The sequence below is a fragment of the Paenibacillus peoriae KCTC 3763 genome (assembly GCF_000236805.1).
Lineage (GTDB): Bacteria > Bacillota > Bacilli > Paenibacillales > Paenibacillaceae > Paenibacillus > Paenibacillus peoriae.
In genome coordinates, this window is sequence record NZ_AGFX01000011.1 from 634,136 (window position 1) to 649,785 (window position 15,650).

Sequence of the window (15,650 nt, forward strand, 5' to 3'; positions counted from 1 at the left end):
TTGATGCGCTGGGATACGGGGTTCTTTTTTGCGTCGGGCTGCCTGAGTGCGGTAATATCTCCTAATGAAGTGGGGATATGCTCAATGCTGCCGAATTTGTTTTTTCTGCTACAGTCAGTCTATGCCGCTCCTGCACCTTGATGACAATTACCATAAAAATGATCCAGTAGATGGATAATGAGTTCAGAAAACGACTATCCGTTATATTGTTTATTACGATGAACAGGAAAAAGACCATTGCTGTCAGCCATGTATACATATCTGCTTTGCCAATTCTGAATTTAAATAAGGTGATTGTAACGAGTGCAATCGTGGCGAGGAGTCCTGTGAGGCCCACGTCGATCCACAAATCCCGGAAGCCGCTATGGCTGCTTGTCAGATCAAATCGGATTCCACCCGCATAGATACTAGGCCGAACTGCCCAGTAGGAGCCGTAACCATGACCAAACCAGTAATGGCTCTGAATAGCACCAGCGATTCCCTGCCATATTTCTGTTCTTCCGGTCAAGGTTGTTGTTTTTCCGAACTCCGCTGCAATCGCATCCCCAAAAGTAAAGGCGAATACCAAGCCCAAAAGCACAAGCAAGCCAGAAGTACTAATGAAAAAACCTCGCAACGCGACACTTCGAATTCCTTTGAATAGCAATATAAACAAAATGAATGCGAACAGCGAGGATGTCAGCACCAACGAGGTGGTAGATTGGCATTTAATGAGCAATAGGGCGTTGAGCAGGATAAAGCCGACATGCAAAGCTTTATGTTTTCCCTTGAAAAAGGATATGACATGTGAAACAAAACTTAATAAAGAGAGGGTCCCGAGTGTGTTTTTATGACCGGAGATCCCCTTCCACAGTCCAGTATGTTCTACGCCTGCATGAATAGCAAAGGAGGGAGCGAGCACAACAGCCAGTAGATTGAGTACGCTCAAAATACTTAATGTAATGACAAGTAGGCGAATGCAGCCCTGTGCTGTGTAGTGGGTAACAAAATAAAGGCCGAAGGTAGAGAAGGCAAGGAATTTGAGAACCATCAGCATAGATGAGCTCTGCTCCTGTTCAGCCCATAAGCAGGAGGCGGCTATGTACATCATGAGCAAGGTTAGCAGCGGATTGTCTGCTAAAGTTGCGATCATCGTTCTGAGTGAAGGCAGCAGCATGATATAGCTGAATAACAGAATGAGCAGGGCAATTGTGATGACTCTGGGAGATAGGCCCTGACAGGCATAAGGAATTGAAAAAGCCAGTAAACCGGCCACTGTGAGTATATGCTTCACGTCTTCACCACCTTGATACGTTATGTATCTATTTTATACAAATTGTATCTCCTTGTACAATATTAATTAAATATTTTTTTATTGATATATGGGTGTTCAGTCAAATAGCTTGGAAATTACGCACCGTGCTGACTCAGCATGGGTGCTATTTGATGTTTTCAACCATATGGAATATTTTTCTTCCAATCTGACGACAATGGTTAGCAGCACGCGAATAGGCCGGAGGGGCAAGTATACGGGCTCCGGTGCTTTCCGCCAATATGTTGAGGAGGGAACCGATTGTGAAGAAAAAAGTGGTGGCGTTCATTCTGGCTTGTCTCGTGGCCTTGACTGCTGTCCCCGTCGGCGGTTGGGCCGAAGAAAACAAACCTGAAAGCAAACCCAAGGGAGGCTCTGCGGCGGAGCTGGCTCCTGAGGCTCTCTCGGCGATCCTGATGGATGCAGATACAGGCACAGTTATCTATGAAAAAAATAGTCGTGAAAAGCTTCCCCCAGCGAGCATTACCAAAATTATGACGATGCTGCTGACGATGGAAGCTATTAATAACGGCAAGCTCAAGTTAACCGATAAAGTGCGGGCCAGCGAACATGCATCCTCGATGGGTGGCTCGCAAATTTTTCTGGAGCCGGGAGAAGAAATGACGGTTGACGAGATGTTAAAGGGAATTGCAATGGCTTCCGGAAACGATGCTTCTGTGGCCATGGCTGAGAAAATTGCAGGGTCCGAGCAGGCTTTTGTCGAGATGATGAATGCCAAAGCACAGCAACTCGGACTCAAAGATACCCATTTTGCCAATTGCAACGGTTTACCTGTAAAAAATCACTATTCTTCTGCGCATGATATTGCGGTAATGAGCCGGGAGCTGTTGAAATATCCGCAAATTACGAAGTATACAGGAGCATATCAGGACTATTTGCGCAAATCCTCGGTCAAGCCCTTTTGGCTAGTGAATACCAATAAGCTTGTTCGCTTTTACACCGGAGCAGATGGGCTGAAAACAGGCTATACGTCAGAAGCGAAGTTTTGTCTTTCCGCTACTGCGAAGCGTGATGGCTTGCGCGTCGTAGCCGTCGTGCTCGGTGAGCCGAACACCAAGATACGCAACAATGAAGTTTCATCGATGTTTGACTACGCATTTTCTCAATATACAATGAAATCCATATACAAGCCGGGTGATTTGCTGGGAAGCGTAAAAGTTGAAAAAGGCGTATTGCCAGAGTTAAAAATACAAGCAGACCGCTCGTACAGTGTGCTGGTGAAAAAAGGTGGAACTAAACAAACGCTGCGTCATGAGCTGCAACTGGCCCCAAGCCTGAAAGCTCCTGTCCGCGCAGGAGATCCGGTCGGCAAGCTGGTTGTCTATCAGGATGGTCAACGGTTAAAGGAGTTTAAGATTACTTCGCCTGTGGCTATTGAGAAGGCCGGATGGTGGAAATTGTTAAAACGCACCATGTCGAATCTGTTTTCTTTGTAGATTGGACGGGGTTTTCTTCTAGTTTTGTCGGAGGGCAGGAATCGTCTGCGGCAGCGTAGAAATCCTTGTCCAAGACCGGGAGGAGAGTGAGTACGCATGAACCTGCAAATTGAAATGGAGCATCACCGAGGGGTACTGATTGTAAGACTGTCCGGTGAGCTTGATCACCATACGTCGGATATGGTCCGCATGCAAATGGATGAGGCGATTCAGCGTCGGCAATGCGAGCACATCGTGCTCAGCCTGAAGAATCTTCAGTTTATGGACAGCTCGGGGCTTGGCGTTATCCTGGGCCGATACAAGCTGATCAAGCAAAAGGGCGGGAAAATGGCAGTCTGTGATGTCAATCCGCCAGTATATCGACTGCTGGAGATGTCAGGGTTGTTTAAAATTATGCCTATATATGACAACGAGGGAAATGCGCTCACGGAACTGGAGGTCGTATCATGAGAGAAGGCACAGGAAACAATTTCATGAGCTTGCAGTTTGCCGCCAAATCCGAGAATGAAGCTTTTGCCCGTGTGGCTGTTGCAGCCTTTATTTCCAGGCTTGATCCTACAATGGATGAGCTGAGCGACTTGAAAACCGTGGTGTCTGAAGCAGTGACAAACAGTATTATTCACGGATATGACAGTGATCCATCAGGCGTTGTAACGATTAAAGTCGGCATTGAAGCAGACGTGATTACGCTGGTCATTGAAGACGTAGGACGGGGAATTGAGGATCTGGAGCTGGCCAAACAGCCTCTGTATACATCCAAGCCTGAGCTGGAACGCTCGGGTATGGGCTTTACCATTATGGAAAACTTCATGGATGAGTTTGAGGCAGTCAGTGAGCCGGGCGGAGGCACGTCGGTCCGGATGAAGAAAAGGATTGAATCCAAGAAAGCTTTATATAATTAGGGGTTGGTCCTATGGAAGCAGGAGGAAAAAAAACTTCACACAGCTATTTGGAGGATGCGGAAGTCAAGCGGCTCATTGCACGAAGTCAGTCTGGTGATAATGATGCCCGTGAGACGCTGGTCAATAGTAATATCCGGCTCGTTTGGTCTGTCGTGCAGCGCTTTATGAACCGGGGATATGAACCTGACGATCTTTTTCAAATTGGTTGCATCGGTTTGTTAAAATCGGTGGATAAGTTTGATCTCAGCTATGAAGTCAAATTTTCAACCTATGCGGTACCGATGATTATTGGCGAGATTCAACGGTTTCTTCGTGATGACGGGACACTCAAGGTTAGCCGTTCCCTGAAGGAGACGGCCAATAAGGTCCGCAAAATGAAGGACGAGCTTTCCAAACGGCTCAACCGACTGCCTACGGTGAAGGAAGTTGCCGATGAGCTGGGAGTCACGCCAGAGGATGTTGTTTTTGCGCAGGAGGCGAATAAGCCGCCTACCTCGATTCACGAAACGGTGTTCGAAAATGACGGTGACCCCATCACGCTCATGGACCAGATTGCTGACGAATCGCAGGAACGATGGTTCGACAAGCTGGCGCTAAATGAGGCCATCGGCGGACTTTCCGAGCGGGAACGGTTAATTGTGTACCTGCGTTATTACCGGGATCAGACCCAGTCGGAGGTTGCAAGTCGACTTGGTATTTCCCAGGTGCAGGTATCCCGGCTGGAAAAAAAGATTTTGCAGCTGATCCGCGATCAGATTGCCCAATAATAGCGTGGTCAGGATTTTGCGAAATCCTTCTACGTGAGTCTAAAGAGTATTCCGAGGCCAACTTTTATGGCAGGGGATACTCTTTTTTGCGTGGGAAAAAGGACAAGTCGAAGAATAGATTTGCTTGCTTCGTTCCATAATAATCGGTAATTACGAGGATAAGGAGGGGATCGGATGACTGATCGGATGACTCATAATCCGGCTCCTACAGTGGCTCCTATAGTTTACTTGCGGCTTCGCAGCCGTGTGCGCATGATACAAGGACAGGATTTGCATTTGGGAGATGTGGCCCATCTGCTGGCCGATCCCGAATGGGAAAACGAGCTGCTTGAGCTTGTTCTCAAACGGCCGCAGAAGAAGGACGGCAACCTGATCCTGGTGGACATGCTGCAGATCATTTCCAAAATTAAAGAACATATTCCGGGTGTTGTAGTCGAATCCCTTGGCAAGCCGCATGTACTTGTGGAACTCGTGGAGAAACCCCGTAAGCCATCCAAAATACTGTTTGTTTTAGTATGGGTGCTTCTGTTTTTTGGCTCTGCATTAACGATTATGAACTTTCACGCCGACGTCAATATGATGGAGGTACAGGTTCGGATTGTGGAGATGATAACGGGACATAAGGATGAACATCCGTACCTGTTTCAAATTGCCTACTCGATTGGTATCGGTTTTGGCATGATCGTATTCTTCAATCACTTGTTCCAAAAAAAATGGAACGAGGAGCCGACGCCGCTGGAGGTAGAAATGTATCTGTATCAGGAAAATGTGGATCAGTACGTTGTGGCGGAGGAGTATGAAAAAATGGCCCGCCTGCATTCAAAGGATAAGCAGCCATGACATTTGTACAGGGCGCGCTGCAGATTATTTTGGGCATCGCTGGAGGTCTGGCAGTGGGGAGCGGCGTAATCGCATTTTTTATTGTGCTGGATATCATGCCGCGATTGGCACAGCTCACTCGTACGTATAAAAAGTCACGTGCATACGAAAAGGCGATGATCTTAGGTTCAGTGGTAGGAACCGTGGCTGATTTTTGGAATATTTGCTTGCCATTACCTAAATTTTTCACATGGATACCCGGGTTATTTTGTGGATTGTTTATTGGTTTGCTCGCCGCAGCTTTAACAGAGGTATTAAATCTTCTGCCCATACTGGCCAAGAGACTTCATATGTCCGTGTATATGTTTGGCCTGCTGATGGCGATGGTACTTGGAAAGGTAACGGGTTCCTTATTCGACTGGTTTATATATAACCGATAACAATGAAAGCAGAGGGGACAACGAGATGGATCACAGGGCAGATCAAGAGCATCAGGAACATTATCAGGCAGACGGAGCAATTGGAAGGGAAAATGATACTGACGGGGAAAATCTGAGCTCATGGAAGCAAAAACAAGAGCAGGAAGCGAACCGTCTTAAGCACAAAAAAGAAAGTGAGCATTCTGATAATGTAGAGGAATCCATTCGATATTGGCAGATTGAAGATGATATTTCGCCAAAGATGAAGGATAATCGCGAAACACTCAAAATGGTATTGGGTCTGGGAGAGACTTTTGATGTTGTATTCAGGGAAATGACAACGGGTGGTCGCCATATCGGGTATCTGTTCCTGAATACCTTTGCCAAGGATCAGATCATGCTTGAGGTGCTAAAGCGGCTCACCTATCTGACGCCGGATGATCTGACTTCAGATGGGCTGCAAGCATACTTTGAATATTATATCCCACATATTCAAGTGGAGAAGACGGACAAAATGTCGGTTGTTATCAATAAGGTACTAGCCGGCTATAGTGCCTTTTTTATGGAAGGTGAGCGTTTTTCCGTCATTTTGGATACCCGTAATTACCCCGTGCGTAGTCCGGAGGAGCCTTCGTTGGAGCGAGTCGTGCGCGGCGCCCGGGACGGATTTACCGAGACGATGCTTACGAATGTTGGGCTGGTACGCCGTCGTTTGCGGGACCCCGGACTTAAGTTTGAGGCTATGCAGGTCGGACGCCGAACCAGGACGGACATATGCCTGGGCTACATTGATGATATCGTGGATAAGGTGATGGTGGATACCGTACGAGATAAAATTAAAAACGTCAATCTGGACGGAATTCCGCTGGCGGACAAGCAATTAGAGGAGACGATTATCAATAAAGGCTGGAATCCATATCCATTGGTACGATATTCGGAGCGACCAGATGTTGTGGCTTCGCATATTATGGAAGGAAGACTCGTTATTTTCGTAGATACCTCACCCAGTGTAATGATCTTGCCAACCACTTTTTTTGACTTGTGTCAGCATGCGGAAGAAAATCGGCAAACGGCATTTATGGGAAGCTATTTGCGCTGGGTACGCTTTATTGGGATTTTCGCCTCGATGTTTTTGCTTCCGATGTGGCTGCTTATGGTTATCAATCCCGAACTAAAACCGGCATTTCTCGATTTTATCGGTCCTCAAAAGCAAGCTCACCTTCCGCTGATCGCCCAGTTTATCATCGTGGAGCTAGGGGTCGATCTCATGCGTATGGCGGCAGTTCATACTCCTACACCCCTGGCTTCCGCTATGGGCTTGATCGCAGCCGTTCTGGTCGGCGATATTGCGGTTAAGTCAGGGCTGTTTGTGAATGAGGTTGTGCTGTACATGGCCGTAGCCGCGATAGGCATGTTCGCCACTCCGAGCTATGAGCTGGGATTGGCCAACAGGCTGATCCGGTTATTTCTACTGATCGCTGTAGCCATTTTCCACGTTCCAGGCTTTGTCGTGGGCACAACCCTGATTATTTTGATGCTGACGATGCATCGGTCATACAATTCTTCTTACTTGTGGCCGTTCATCCCTTTTAATGCCAAGGCGTTAGGTTCTATTTTGTTCCGCATGCCTGTACTAGATGCGCCTAGCCGCCCGTCATTTAATAAAACGAGGGACAATACGCGTATGCCCCATACGGATGCCAATACAGATTCGGACTCAGGCAATGGACAGGAGCATTAATCTAAATGATCTGCATAAAAATCCATTGTTCTTGATGTTTTTTTTGCTATACTGGTGTAAACATTCGATGGAATATGGCTAGTTTGTTCCAGAAAGAGAGGCGCCAGAACATGTATTTACATGGAAGCAGTAAAATTAACAGCAATGGACATTTGGAAATTGGCGGATGTGATACAACGCTTTTGAAGGAGCGTTTTGGAACACCGCTATATATTGTAGATGAACAGTTAGTACGCCGGCGCTGCCGGGAGTTTATAGAAGCTTTTCATGAAACCGGCTTGAAGTTTCAAGTCGCCTATGCAAGCAAAGCATTTTGTGTCATGGCGATGTGTGCTTTGGCTGCAGAAGAAGGAATGTCGCTCGACGTTGTTTCCAGTGGAGAGCTGTTCACCGCACTGCAAGCAGGATTTCCGGCAGAGCGAATCCATTTTCACGGCAACAACAAAACACCGGAAGAAATTGAAATGGCGTTAGATGCGCGCATTGGCTGCTTCGTGGTCGACAGTGAGATGGAGCTGCATCTGCTGCAGGCCCTTGCCTCCGAGCGGAAACAGCAGGTGAATATTTTATTGCGAGTTACGCCAGGGGTTGAAGCGCATACGCACGAATATATGGCCACAGGCCAAGAGGATTCGAAATTCGGTTTTGACATTGCGAACGGTACAGCGCGCCAAGCGGTGGAGCAGGCTATCGGACTGGATCATCTGCATCTGCTGGGAGTGCATTCCCATATCGGCTCGCAAATCTTTGAAGTGAACGGCTTCCAAATGGCTGCCGAGCGGGTTGCTGCTTTTTCCAGAGAAATCAAGGAACAACTTCAGTTTTCTTTCAAGGTGATTAATCTGGGTGGGGGATTTGGCATTCGTTATACCGAAGAGGACACACCGCTGAAAATTTCCACCTATGTTCATGCTATTGGCGAAGCGGTTAAAACCCATTTTTCCGGGCTTTATGACGAACTTCCAGAAATTTGGATTGAGCCGGGACGCAGTATTGTAGGCGATTCGGGCACAACCTTATACACGGTAGGAAGTATCAAGGATATTCCACAGGTACGGAAATATGTCTCGGTAGACGGGGGGATGACGGATAATCCGCGTCCGGCGTTATATCAGGCCAAGTATGAAGCGATGCTGGCGAATCGGGCGCAGGATGCGAACGAAGAGACCGTATCGATTGCGGGCAAATGCTGTGAGAGTGGCGATATGCTGATTTGGGATGTGGAGTTGCCTCGTCCGAATAGCGGAGATTTGCTCGCTGTTGCCTCAACCGGAGCCTACAATTACTCCATGGCAAGTAATTATAACCGGATACGCCGTCCGGCGGTGGTATTCGTGAACAACGGTGAAGCCGAACTGGTGGTGCGCCGGGAAACCTACGAGGATATCGTACGCAATGATGTTGTGCCACAGCGCTTGGTTCGTGACGAAGCCAGTTCAGCAGTTCATTCCAATGCCAAAATTACGGTTTCGTCCTGATTTTTGATGTGTGTGAGCAAGCAGACCATTGGGCCGGGGATATGATACCGGGACAGTGGTCTTTTTTTTGGACAAGGCTTTGCTAAGCGCAGCAATTCATAGTAAACTGGAACTTGATGTTATTTAGCTTTCAAAACAGGTTGAAAAGGAGATACAAACAATGAAAAAAGGTAGAATAGATCTTGAAAACGGCGGTATCGTCGAAATTGATTTTTTTCCGGAAGAAGCTCCCAATACGGTTGCTAACTTTGAAAAGCTCGCTAACAGCGGTTTCTACAACGGTCTAAGCTTCCACCGTGTCATTCCGGGCTTTGTTGCTCAAGGCGGTTGTCCAATTGGTAACGGTACAGGCGGCCCTGGCTACACCATTGACTGTGAAACAGCTACGAACACAACAAAGCATGCGAAAGGCGTTCTGTCCATGGCTCATGCGGGCCGCAACACAGGTGGCAGCCAATTCTTCATCTGCTACGCTCCACAGCCGCATTTGGATGGGGTACATACTGTATTTGGCCAAGTGACCAAAGGTATGGAATTTATTGATGCTGTAAAACAAGGTGACAAAATGAAAGAGGTTAAAGTATTTGACGCGTAATTCGCCGTTAAATGCCTGATTTTTTATGATGTACCACGCTGGCCGTTCTGTCTTTTTGGACAGGGCGGTTTTTTGTTGTCTTTTATTTGACGATTTACTGTGTTTTTGCAATCACGTAAATATTAAAGTGCGTAAGATCACATTCGAAAAGTAAGCGTTGTGATAGCCTTTTCATTAGAATGCATTTTCATTTAATTTTATGAATATTAAAGCTTAATGAAGGTTGCAAAAGAAGGGGGCTTATCACATTGTCTATTTTAACGAGCACTAATCGACTTGGATTTTTTGAAATCCGACTGGAATCTATTGGTGGACTCGGCGCTAATCTGGCTGGTAAAATGCTGGCCGAAACCGGGGTGCTTGGTTTGGGACTGAATGCTTCAAATTTCTCGTCCTACGGTTCTGAAAAGAAGGGAACTCCGGTTAAAAGCTTTGTTCGTTTCTGTGATCCGGAGGTTGATATCCGTGATCACAGTCCGATCGAACAACCGCATGTGGTAGGCATTTTCCATGAAGCATTATACAAAACAGTAAATGTGATCAGCGGACTTCCAGCCGATGGGATCGTTGTGGTCAATTCCACGCGTCCGGCAGAAGAAATACGGGCTGATTTGGGACTGGTATCCGGTACGCTGGCGGTGGTGGATGCAATGGGCATCGCACTGGAGGAGCGAACCAAACTGAATACGTCCATGCTCGGAGCCTTGTTCCGTGTCTGCGATTTTTTGGACCCGGAAGCGATGAGATCGGTTATTCGCAGTACCTTTGAAAAGAAATATCCACAATTAGTGGAGCCTAACCTGCGTACGTTTAACCGTGGGTTTGAGGAAGTGAAGCTGCACGTATATCCGGTCACCCATGACACACAGGATCGGGTTTTTGAACGTCTGCAGCCTTTGCTCGGCTACGAAACGCAAACATTGGGTGGAGTTATTGCTACGCAGGGGAACAGCATTACAAAAGATCTTAGTGGCTCGCGCCAGGGTTATTTACCTGAATATGAGGCTGACAAATGTACTCATTGTGCCAAATGCGATTCAATTTGCCCGGATTACTGCTTTGTATGGGAGGAGCAAGCAGACAAACGCGGCAGAATGATGCCATTTTTGCAAGGGATTGATTATCAGTATTGTAAGGGATGTCTAAAATGCGTAGATATTTGCCCGTCGGGAGCATTAAGCTCGCGTCGTGAGCAATGGGGATGGGCAGATCAGCATCGAATTGCCCACCAATTTCCCGTGTATGAAGGAGGTCGTGCGTAATGGCTAAACTGGAGGAGGAGCTCAAACAAGCAGGCGCCGCACAAGTAACGACGTTCGAATCCGGCAATGAGATGGCCGCTACAGCGGCTGCGCAAATCAATTATCATATGATGGGATATTTCCCGATCACTCCGTCGACCGAGGTGGCGCAGTACCTGGATCAGATGAGAACGAGGGGTCAGCATAACATCAAGCTGGTTGCAGCGGATGGAGAACACGGATCGGCGGGGATATGCTATGGTGCCGCAGCAGCGGGAGCAAGAGTGGTGAATGCCACCAGCTCGCAGGGCTTCCTGTATATGCTGGAGCAGCTGCCTGTTCAGTCAGGTACGCGTTTCCCTATGGTTATGAATTTGGTGACACGTGCCGTCAGTGGTCCGCTGGATATTCGCGGGGATCATTCAGACCTGTACTACGGTTTGAATACGGGCTGGGTCATTTTGATGGCAAGCACGCCACAGGCTGTGTATGATATGAATATCATGGCGCTGAAAATTGCGGAGCACAGTGATGTTCGATTGCCTGTGATGGTCGCTTATGACGGCTTTTATACGTCACATCAGAAGCGCAAGGTGCAGTATTTTGCCGATGCGGAGACGGTTCGGGGGTTTGTAGGACCGAATCCCAATCTGAATCATCCGAATCTTTTGGATTTTGATCAACCGGTCACGGTAGGCGCCCATATGAATGGCGATGATCTAATGAACAATCACTTCCAGCAGTCTGAGGCATTAAGACGGTCTGAAGGAGTATATGAGCAGGTTGCGGCAGAATATGCATCTTTATCCGGTCGGGAATATCCGATTTTGGATCTATATCATATGGAAGATGCCGAGGTTGCGGTATTCCTGCTGAATTCGGCGGCTGAATCGGCCAAGGATGTGGCAGACCAACTTCGCGCACGTGGTATTAAGGCCGGGGTCGTTCGTCCGAATATCATCCGTCCGTTCCCGGCCGCGCAGCTGCGTGAGGCATTGCGTGATGTCAAGGCGCTGGTGGTGGGTGAGCGTGCGGATTCGTACGGCGCTGACGGCGGTAATTTGACGCACGAAATCAAAGCGGCTCTGCAGGAGGACCCGCTGAACAAGACGACTGTATTGTGTCGCATCTTTGGCTTGGGTGGGAAGGATTTTTATGCGGAAGACGCAGAGGCGTTCTTCCAACTGGCGATCGAGACGGCAGAAGCTGGCCGTGCGGAGAAGCCGTTTGATTATTACGGCATTAACCCGGGTTCGCCGGATAAGGTGATGCCGCAGGTTATGCAGCCGCCACGGGGCGATGATTACCGCACGGGACTGATTCAGGTCACGCCGGACGAGGTGACTGGCAAGCTCAAGGTCAAGGTGCCGCCGCTGCGTTCACTGACGACCAAACCACGTCGGCTTACGCAAGGTCACGGGGCTTGTCCGGGCTGCGGAGCATTATCTTCGCTGGAGCTGTTTTTCAAAGGGATTGAAGGCGATATTGTTATATTGTTCCAGACAGGCTGCGTCTATGTGGTGACAACGGGTTATCCATATACATCACATAAGCAACCGATGATCCATAACCTGTTTCAAAATGGGGCAGCTACAATTTCGGGAGCGCTGGAAGCCTACCTGGAAATGAAGCGCCGTAACGAGATTGAGATGTCGGATGATCCGACCTTTATTATGATCAGTGGTGACGGCGGGATGGACATTGGCATGGGCTCCGCGATTGGTGCGGCTCTGCGCAATCATAAGCTGATCATGCTGGAATATGATAACGAGGGATACATGAACACAGGCTCGCAGCAATCGTATTCCACTCCGCTCGGTCACATGACCAGTACGTCGGGTGTAGGGAAGATGCAAAAAGGAAAGCAAGGGCATCACAAGGACACTGTGCAAATCATGGCGGCCTGCAACATTCCGTATGCCTTCACGGCGGCTGAAAGCCACCCGCAGGATATGCTGCGTAAAGCGGCCAAGGCGCAATGGTATGCGAATAATGTGGGAACGGTCTATGGTAAAATCCTAAGTGCCTGCCCGCTTAACTGGAAATCCGAAGATCGGCTGGGCACCAGCATTGTGGGGGCCGCTGTCGAGTCTTGCTTCTTCCCATTGTACGAAATTGAGCAGGGTAGTACGACGATTACGTACAACCCGGAAGACAAGGGGAAACGGATTCCAGCTGCTGAATGGTTGAAATTAATGGGGAAAACAAAGCATCTGCTTAAAGAGGAAGCTACGCTGGCTACCTTTGAGCAGGAGATTGAACGTCGCTGGACCATATTGAAAAAGAAACATGAAATTTCGGAGCTATAATTCGGTTTTTTATATCATCCAAAAAGATTCTTTGCGCTTGTTGCGTAAAGAATCTTTTTTGTCGTTTATGGGATGAAGCATAAAAAAACAGGTAATGATTTCCGATATAGGAGTGGAGGCCTATATGAAAAAGAATAAATAACAGTCTTCTTCTGAATTTTTAGATGCAATGAGGTGCAGGTATGATTAAGCTGAATACAGTTGAAATAATCGAAATTATAAAGAAGCAAATCCCCAAGGTCATGAACATCAAGCCCGTTGAGCTGAAGTTTACAGATGATTTTGGGCGGGCATCACTGGCGGGAACGGACCATAAATTTACACTGACGAATCAGCATTATTCTGCCAAGGTGATGGATTGTGTACTGGAAACGCAGGTGCGTCCAATTTTAATGTGTGAGATTATTTATTTTCTAAAATGTGAGTTTATTGATGGACATGTTGAAGTACGGCTGGATTATGACGCATGCTCTGAAGAAGGCCACGGACCCACAGCTTCGGCGGTTATTACCTTTGACCATGCTACACAGCTCGGCTTGGAAGAACTGGCTGATCTGATTGATCTGGCGCTTCATATGAATGATAAAACCTGGTTTGAAGAACTCTCCAGCCAATATGTTAAAACAAAAGCAGGAGCGTCTATCCGATAACTTGCTTTTTTTAGAAGTCGGTGCTAATATACGTTACAAGTTTACTGTTAATTCAATTGAATAAGAGCAAGATCCTTCGGGGCGGGGCGAAATTCCCCACCGGCGGTGATGACGTGCATGTGGATCGCTTGTGTGATCACAGCACGGCTTAGTCCGTGACCCGGATGCTGAACGATCAGCAGAAGGTGGACCTGGTGTAATTCCGGGACCGACAGTATAGTCTGGATGGGAGAAGGATACGGAGCGCATGTGCATGACGTGACATGTGCCGATTATTAGCATACGTAAATGTACGTACGGCTTATTTCGTTGTAGGGCGGCATCGGGGAGACGGCTTTTTCAGCTTCTTTTCAGCAGGTGTTCTAAGCGCATTAGGTTGTACCGTAGTCATGCTTTTTGTTGGCATACGTATTATTCGTGACGTTTCAACATGCATATGGACTGCGCTTGTATACTGTAAATTCGACTCTCATCACCCCCATGACGGATAGATTCCGTACTGGGGGTTTTTTGCGCTTACGACTGATGAATTAGGGATAAACTGAAACGAGATGGAAAGGAGTGAAGGGCATGTTTACCGGGTTGGTCGAGGAAGTGGGACGCATTCAAACGATTTCCAAAAGCGGAGAAGCGATGGTCCTGGGGATTGAGGGCTCTATCGTCTTGGGCGACTTGAAAATAGGAGACAGTGTTTCCGTGAATGGTGTTTGTCTGACGGCCATACAGATCGGTGTGAAGGATTTTAAGGTCGATGTCATGCCGGAAACCTTTCGCAGCAGCAATCTGAAAGAACTCAAATCCGGTAGCCGAGTCAATCTGGAGCGGGCGATGGCGGCAAGTGGAAGGTTCGGAGGACATATTGTACAGGGACATGTGGACGGGACGGGCACGATTCGCCGGGTGACATCAGACCAGAATGCGGTTGTGTTCGAAGTTGCGCCTTCTAATCAAGCATTATTCAAATATATTCTTCTCAAAGGTTCGATCACACTGGACGGCATCAGCCTCACAGTCGCGCAGCGAACGGGAGATACCTTTGCCGTATCCATTATCCCCCATACCTTATCCGAGACAGCCTTACAAGCCAAACGTGAGGGAGACACGGTCAATATTGAATGCGACATACTGGGCAAGTATGTGGAACAGCTTTTGAATTACAGAGGCTCAGCGGCGACGGAGGGAGCAGAAAAAGCTCCTATAAGTCTGGACTATCTGGCGAAGCACGGCTTTGCCTGATCTGGAATGGTAAATCTGCCAGAGGAGTACTTATGCTACAAAAAATAAGGAGGACAGCGCTATGGATAGAGAGAGTCAAACAAGTGCAGCGGCTGATGTAATGGAGCACGACAGGGTGGAACTGGACGAAGAGATTCGTCTGGATTCTATCGAAGAAGCGCTGGAGGATTTGAAGAACGGTAAAGTCGTTATCGTCGTGGATGATGAACAGCGCGAAAATGAAGGTGATTTTATTGCATTGGCTGAAAAGGCAACCCCTGAAGTCATTAATTTCATGATCACTGAAGGACGTGGATTGGTCTGCGTGCCGATTACCCAGCAAAGAGCCGAGGCATTGGAGTTGCATCCAATGGTGGAGCAGAATACAGATTTCCACGGCACAGCCTTTACCGTGTCGGTTGATCATGTGAAAACAATAACAGGTATTTCGGCAGCCGAGCGTTCCTTGACTGCACGCGCCTTGGCTGACGAAACAGTCGCAGGAGCCGATTTCCGCAAGCCTGGCCACATGTTTCCGCTGATTGCCCGCGATGGCGGTGTTTTGCAGCGTGCAGGTCATACAGAAGCGGCAGTCGATCTGGCCCGACTCAGCGGCTTCAAGCCCGCCGGAGTCATTTGCGAAATTATAAAGGAAGACGGCACCATGGCCCGACTGCCTGATTTGGCCGTGTTCGCCAAGCATCATCAGCTGAAGCTGATCAGTATTCAGGATTTAATTGACTATCGTCGTCGTTTGTCATTGTAA

The 15,650-nt window shown here is 48.0% G+C and carries 15 protein-coding genes and 1 riboswitch; of the genes, 14 read left to right on the forward strand and 1 reads right to left on the reverse strand.

Translation table 11 applies throughout. The annotated features are described in order from the left end of the window. Positions 1 to 61 precede the first annotated feature (61 nt). Positions 62 to 1,273 (reverse strand): O-antigen ligase family protein, encoded by a 1,212-nt coding sequence (locus KQI_RS0105365; RefSeq protein WP_010345709.1) that lies wholly within the window; start codon positions 1,271 to 1,273, stop codon positions 62 to 64. 281 nt (positions 1,274 to 1,554) lie between these two features. On the opposite strand from KQI_RS0105365, the gene KQI_RS0105370 reads away from it, so the two are divergent. The 14 genes from KQI_RS0105370 (at position 1,555) to ribB (ending at position 15,650) form a co-directional block, all read left to right on the forward strand. Then, positions 1,555 to 2,748, forward strand: coding sequence for a D-alanyl-D-alanine carboxypeptidase family protein (locus KQI_RS0105370; RefSeq protein WP_010345710.1), 1,194 nt, complete (start codon positions 1,555 to 1,557; stop codon positions 2,746 to 2,748). A 96-nt stretch (positions 2,749 to 2,844) separates the two neighbouring features. After that, positions 2,845 to 3,198, forward strand: a complete 354-nt coding sequence (spoIIAA, locus tag KQI_RS0105375) for an anti-sigma F factor antagonist (RefSeq protein WP_010345711.1) — start codon at positions 2,845 to 2,847, stop codon at positions 3,196 to 3,198. Further along, entirely contained in the window at positions 3,195 to 3,650 is a 456-nt protein-coding gene (gene spoIIAB / locus KQI_RS0105380) for an anti-sigma F factor (protein WP_010345712.1), read from the forward strand. The genes spoIIAA and spoIIAB overlap by 4 nt, the downstream gene beginning before the upstream one ends. 11 nt (positions 3,651 to 3,661) lie before the next feature. Next, complete coding sequence (gene sigF / locus KQI_RS0105385) at positions 3,662 to 4,417, forward strand: RNA polymerase sporulation sigma factor SigF (protein WP_007430886.1); 756 nt, start codon at positions 3,662 to 3,664, stop codon at positions 4,415 to 4,417. 186 nt (positions 4,418 to 4,603) lie between these two features. Next, positions 4,604 to 5,257, forward strand: coding sequence for a stage V sporulation protein AA (locus KQI_RS0105390; RefSeq protein WP_029390034.1), 654 nt, complete (start codon positions 4,604 to 4,606; stop codon positions 5,255 to 5,257). Then, positions 5,254 to 5,676 carry a stage V sporulation protein AB gene (locus tag KQI_RS0105395; RefSeq protein ID WP_010345715.1) on the forward strand — a complete coding sequence of 141 codons (423 nt, stop codon included), beginning with the start codon at positions 5,254 to 5,256 and terminating at the stop codon, positions 5,674 to 5,676. Before KQI_RS0105390 ends, KQI_RS0105395 begins: the two co-directional genes overlap by 4 nt. Before the next feature lie 25 nt (positions 5,677 to 5,701). Further along, entirely contained in the window at positions 5,702 to 7,396 is a 1,695-nt protein-coding gene (locus tag KQI_RS0105400) for a spore germination protein (RefSeq protein ID WP_010345716.1), read from the forward strand. A gap of 110 nt (positions 7,397 to 7,506) precedes the next feature. After that, positions 7,507 to 8,874, forward strand: coding sequence for a diaminopimelate decarboxylase (gene lysA / locus KQI_RS0105405; protein WP_010345717.1), 1,368 nt, complete (start codon positions 7,507 to 7,509; stop codon positions 8,872 to 8,874). A 160-nt stretch (positions 8,875 to 9,034) separates the two neighbouring features. Then, positions 9,035 to 9,469 (forward strand): peptidylprolyl isomerase, encoded by a 435-nt coding sequence (locus tag KQI_RS0105410; RefSeq protein ID WP_010345718.1) that lies wholly within the window; start codon positions 9,035 to 9,037, stop codon positions 9,467 to 9,469. 248 nt (positions 9,470 to 9,717) lie between these two features. Further along, a complete protein-coding gene (locus KQI_RS0105415; RefSeq protein WP_010345719.1) occupies positions 9,718 to 10,731 on the forward strand; it encodes a 2-oxoacid:acceptor oxidoreductase family protein in 1,014 nt (337 codons plus the stop codon). Then, positions 10,731 to 13,019 (forward strand): thiamine pyrophosphate-dependent enzyme, encoded by a 2,289-nt coding sequence (locus KQI_RS0105420; RefSeq protein WP_010345720.1) that lies wholly within the window; start codon positions 10,731 to 10,733, stop codon positions 13,017 to 13,019. The genes KQI_RS0105415 and KQI_RS0105420 overlap by 1 nt, the downstream gene beginning before the upstream one ends. Before the next feature lie 182 nt (positions 13,020 to 13,201). Then, complete coding sequence (locus KQI_RS0105425) at positions 13,202 to 13,669, forward strand: IDEAL domain-containing protein (RefSeq protein ID WP_010345721.1); 468 nt, start codon at positions 13,202 to 13,204, stop codon at positions 13,667 to 13,669. Positions 13,670 to 13,737: 68 nt separating this feature from the next. Further along, positions 13,738 to 13,910, forward strand: a riboswitch (FMN riboswitch). 329 nt (positions 13,911 to 14,239) lie between these two features. Next, a complete protein-coding gene (gene ribE / locus KQI_RS0105430) occupies positions 14,240 to 14,905 on the forward strand; it encodes a riboflavin synthase (RefSeq protein WP_010345723.1) in 666 nt (221 codons plus the stop codon). 61 nt (positions 14,906 to 14,966) lie between these two features. Continuing rightward, positions 14,967 to 15,650: a 3,4-dihydroxy-2-butanone-4-phosphate synthase gene (gene ribB, locus KQI_RS26660; protein ID WP_010345724.1), complete on the forward strand. Its 684-nt coding sequence runs from the start codon at positions 14,967 to 14,969 to the stop codon at positions 15,648 to 15,650.

What these genes read in the sequence shown, in the direction of transcription:
- KQI_RS0105390 (WP_029390034.1), top strand. Translation starts at nt 4,604, where the DNA reads ATGACTCATAATCCGGCTCCTACAGTGGCTCCTATAGTTTACTTGCGG.
- spoIIAB (WP_010345712.1), top strand. Translation starts at nt 3,195, where the DNA reads ATGAGAGAAGGCACAGGAAACAATTTCATGAGCTTGCAGTTTGCCGCC.
- KQI_RS0105425 (WP_010345721.1), top strand. Translation starts at nt 13,202, where the DNA reads ATGATTAAGCTGAATACAGTTGAAATAATCGAAATTATAAAGAAGCAA.
- KQI_RS0105395 (WP_010345715.1), top strand. Translation starts at nt 5,254, where the DNA reads ATGACATTTGTACAGGGCGCGCTGCAGATTATTTTGGGCATCGCTGGA.
- KQI_RS0105420 (WP_010345720.1), top strand. Translation starts at nt 10,731, where the DNA reads ATGGCTAAACTGGAGGAGGAGCTCAAACAAGCAGGCGCCGCACAAGTA.
- KQI_RS0105410 (WP_010345718.1), top strand. Translation starts at nt 9,035, where the DNA reads ATGAAAAAAGGTAGAATAGATCTTGAAAACGGCGGTATCGTCGAAATT.
- sigF (WP_007430886.1), top strand. Translation starts at nt 3,662, where the DNA reads ATGGAAGCAGGAGGAAAAAAAACTTCACACAGCTATTTGGAGGATGCG.
- lysA (WP_010345717.1), top strand. Translation starts at nt 7,507, where the DNA reads ATGTATTTACATGGAAGCAGTAAAATTAACAGCAATGGACATTTGGAA.
- ribE (WP_010345723.1), top strand. Translation starts at nt 14,240, where the DNA reads ATGTTTACCGGGTTGGTCGAGGAAGTGGGACGCATTCAAACGATTTCC.
- spoIIAA (WP_010345711.1), top strand. Translation starts at nt 2,845, where the DNA reads ATGAACCTGCAAATTGAAATGGAGCATCACCGAGGGGTACTGATTGTA.
- ribB (WP_010345724.1), top strand. Translation starts at nt 14,967, where the DNA reads ATGGATAGAGAGAGTCAAACAAGTGCAGCGGCTGATGTAATGGAGCAC.
- KQI_RS0105400 (WP_010345716.1), top strand. Translation starts at nt 5,702, where the DNA reads ATGGATCACAGGGCAGATCAAGAGCATCAGGAACATTATCAGGCAGAC.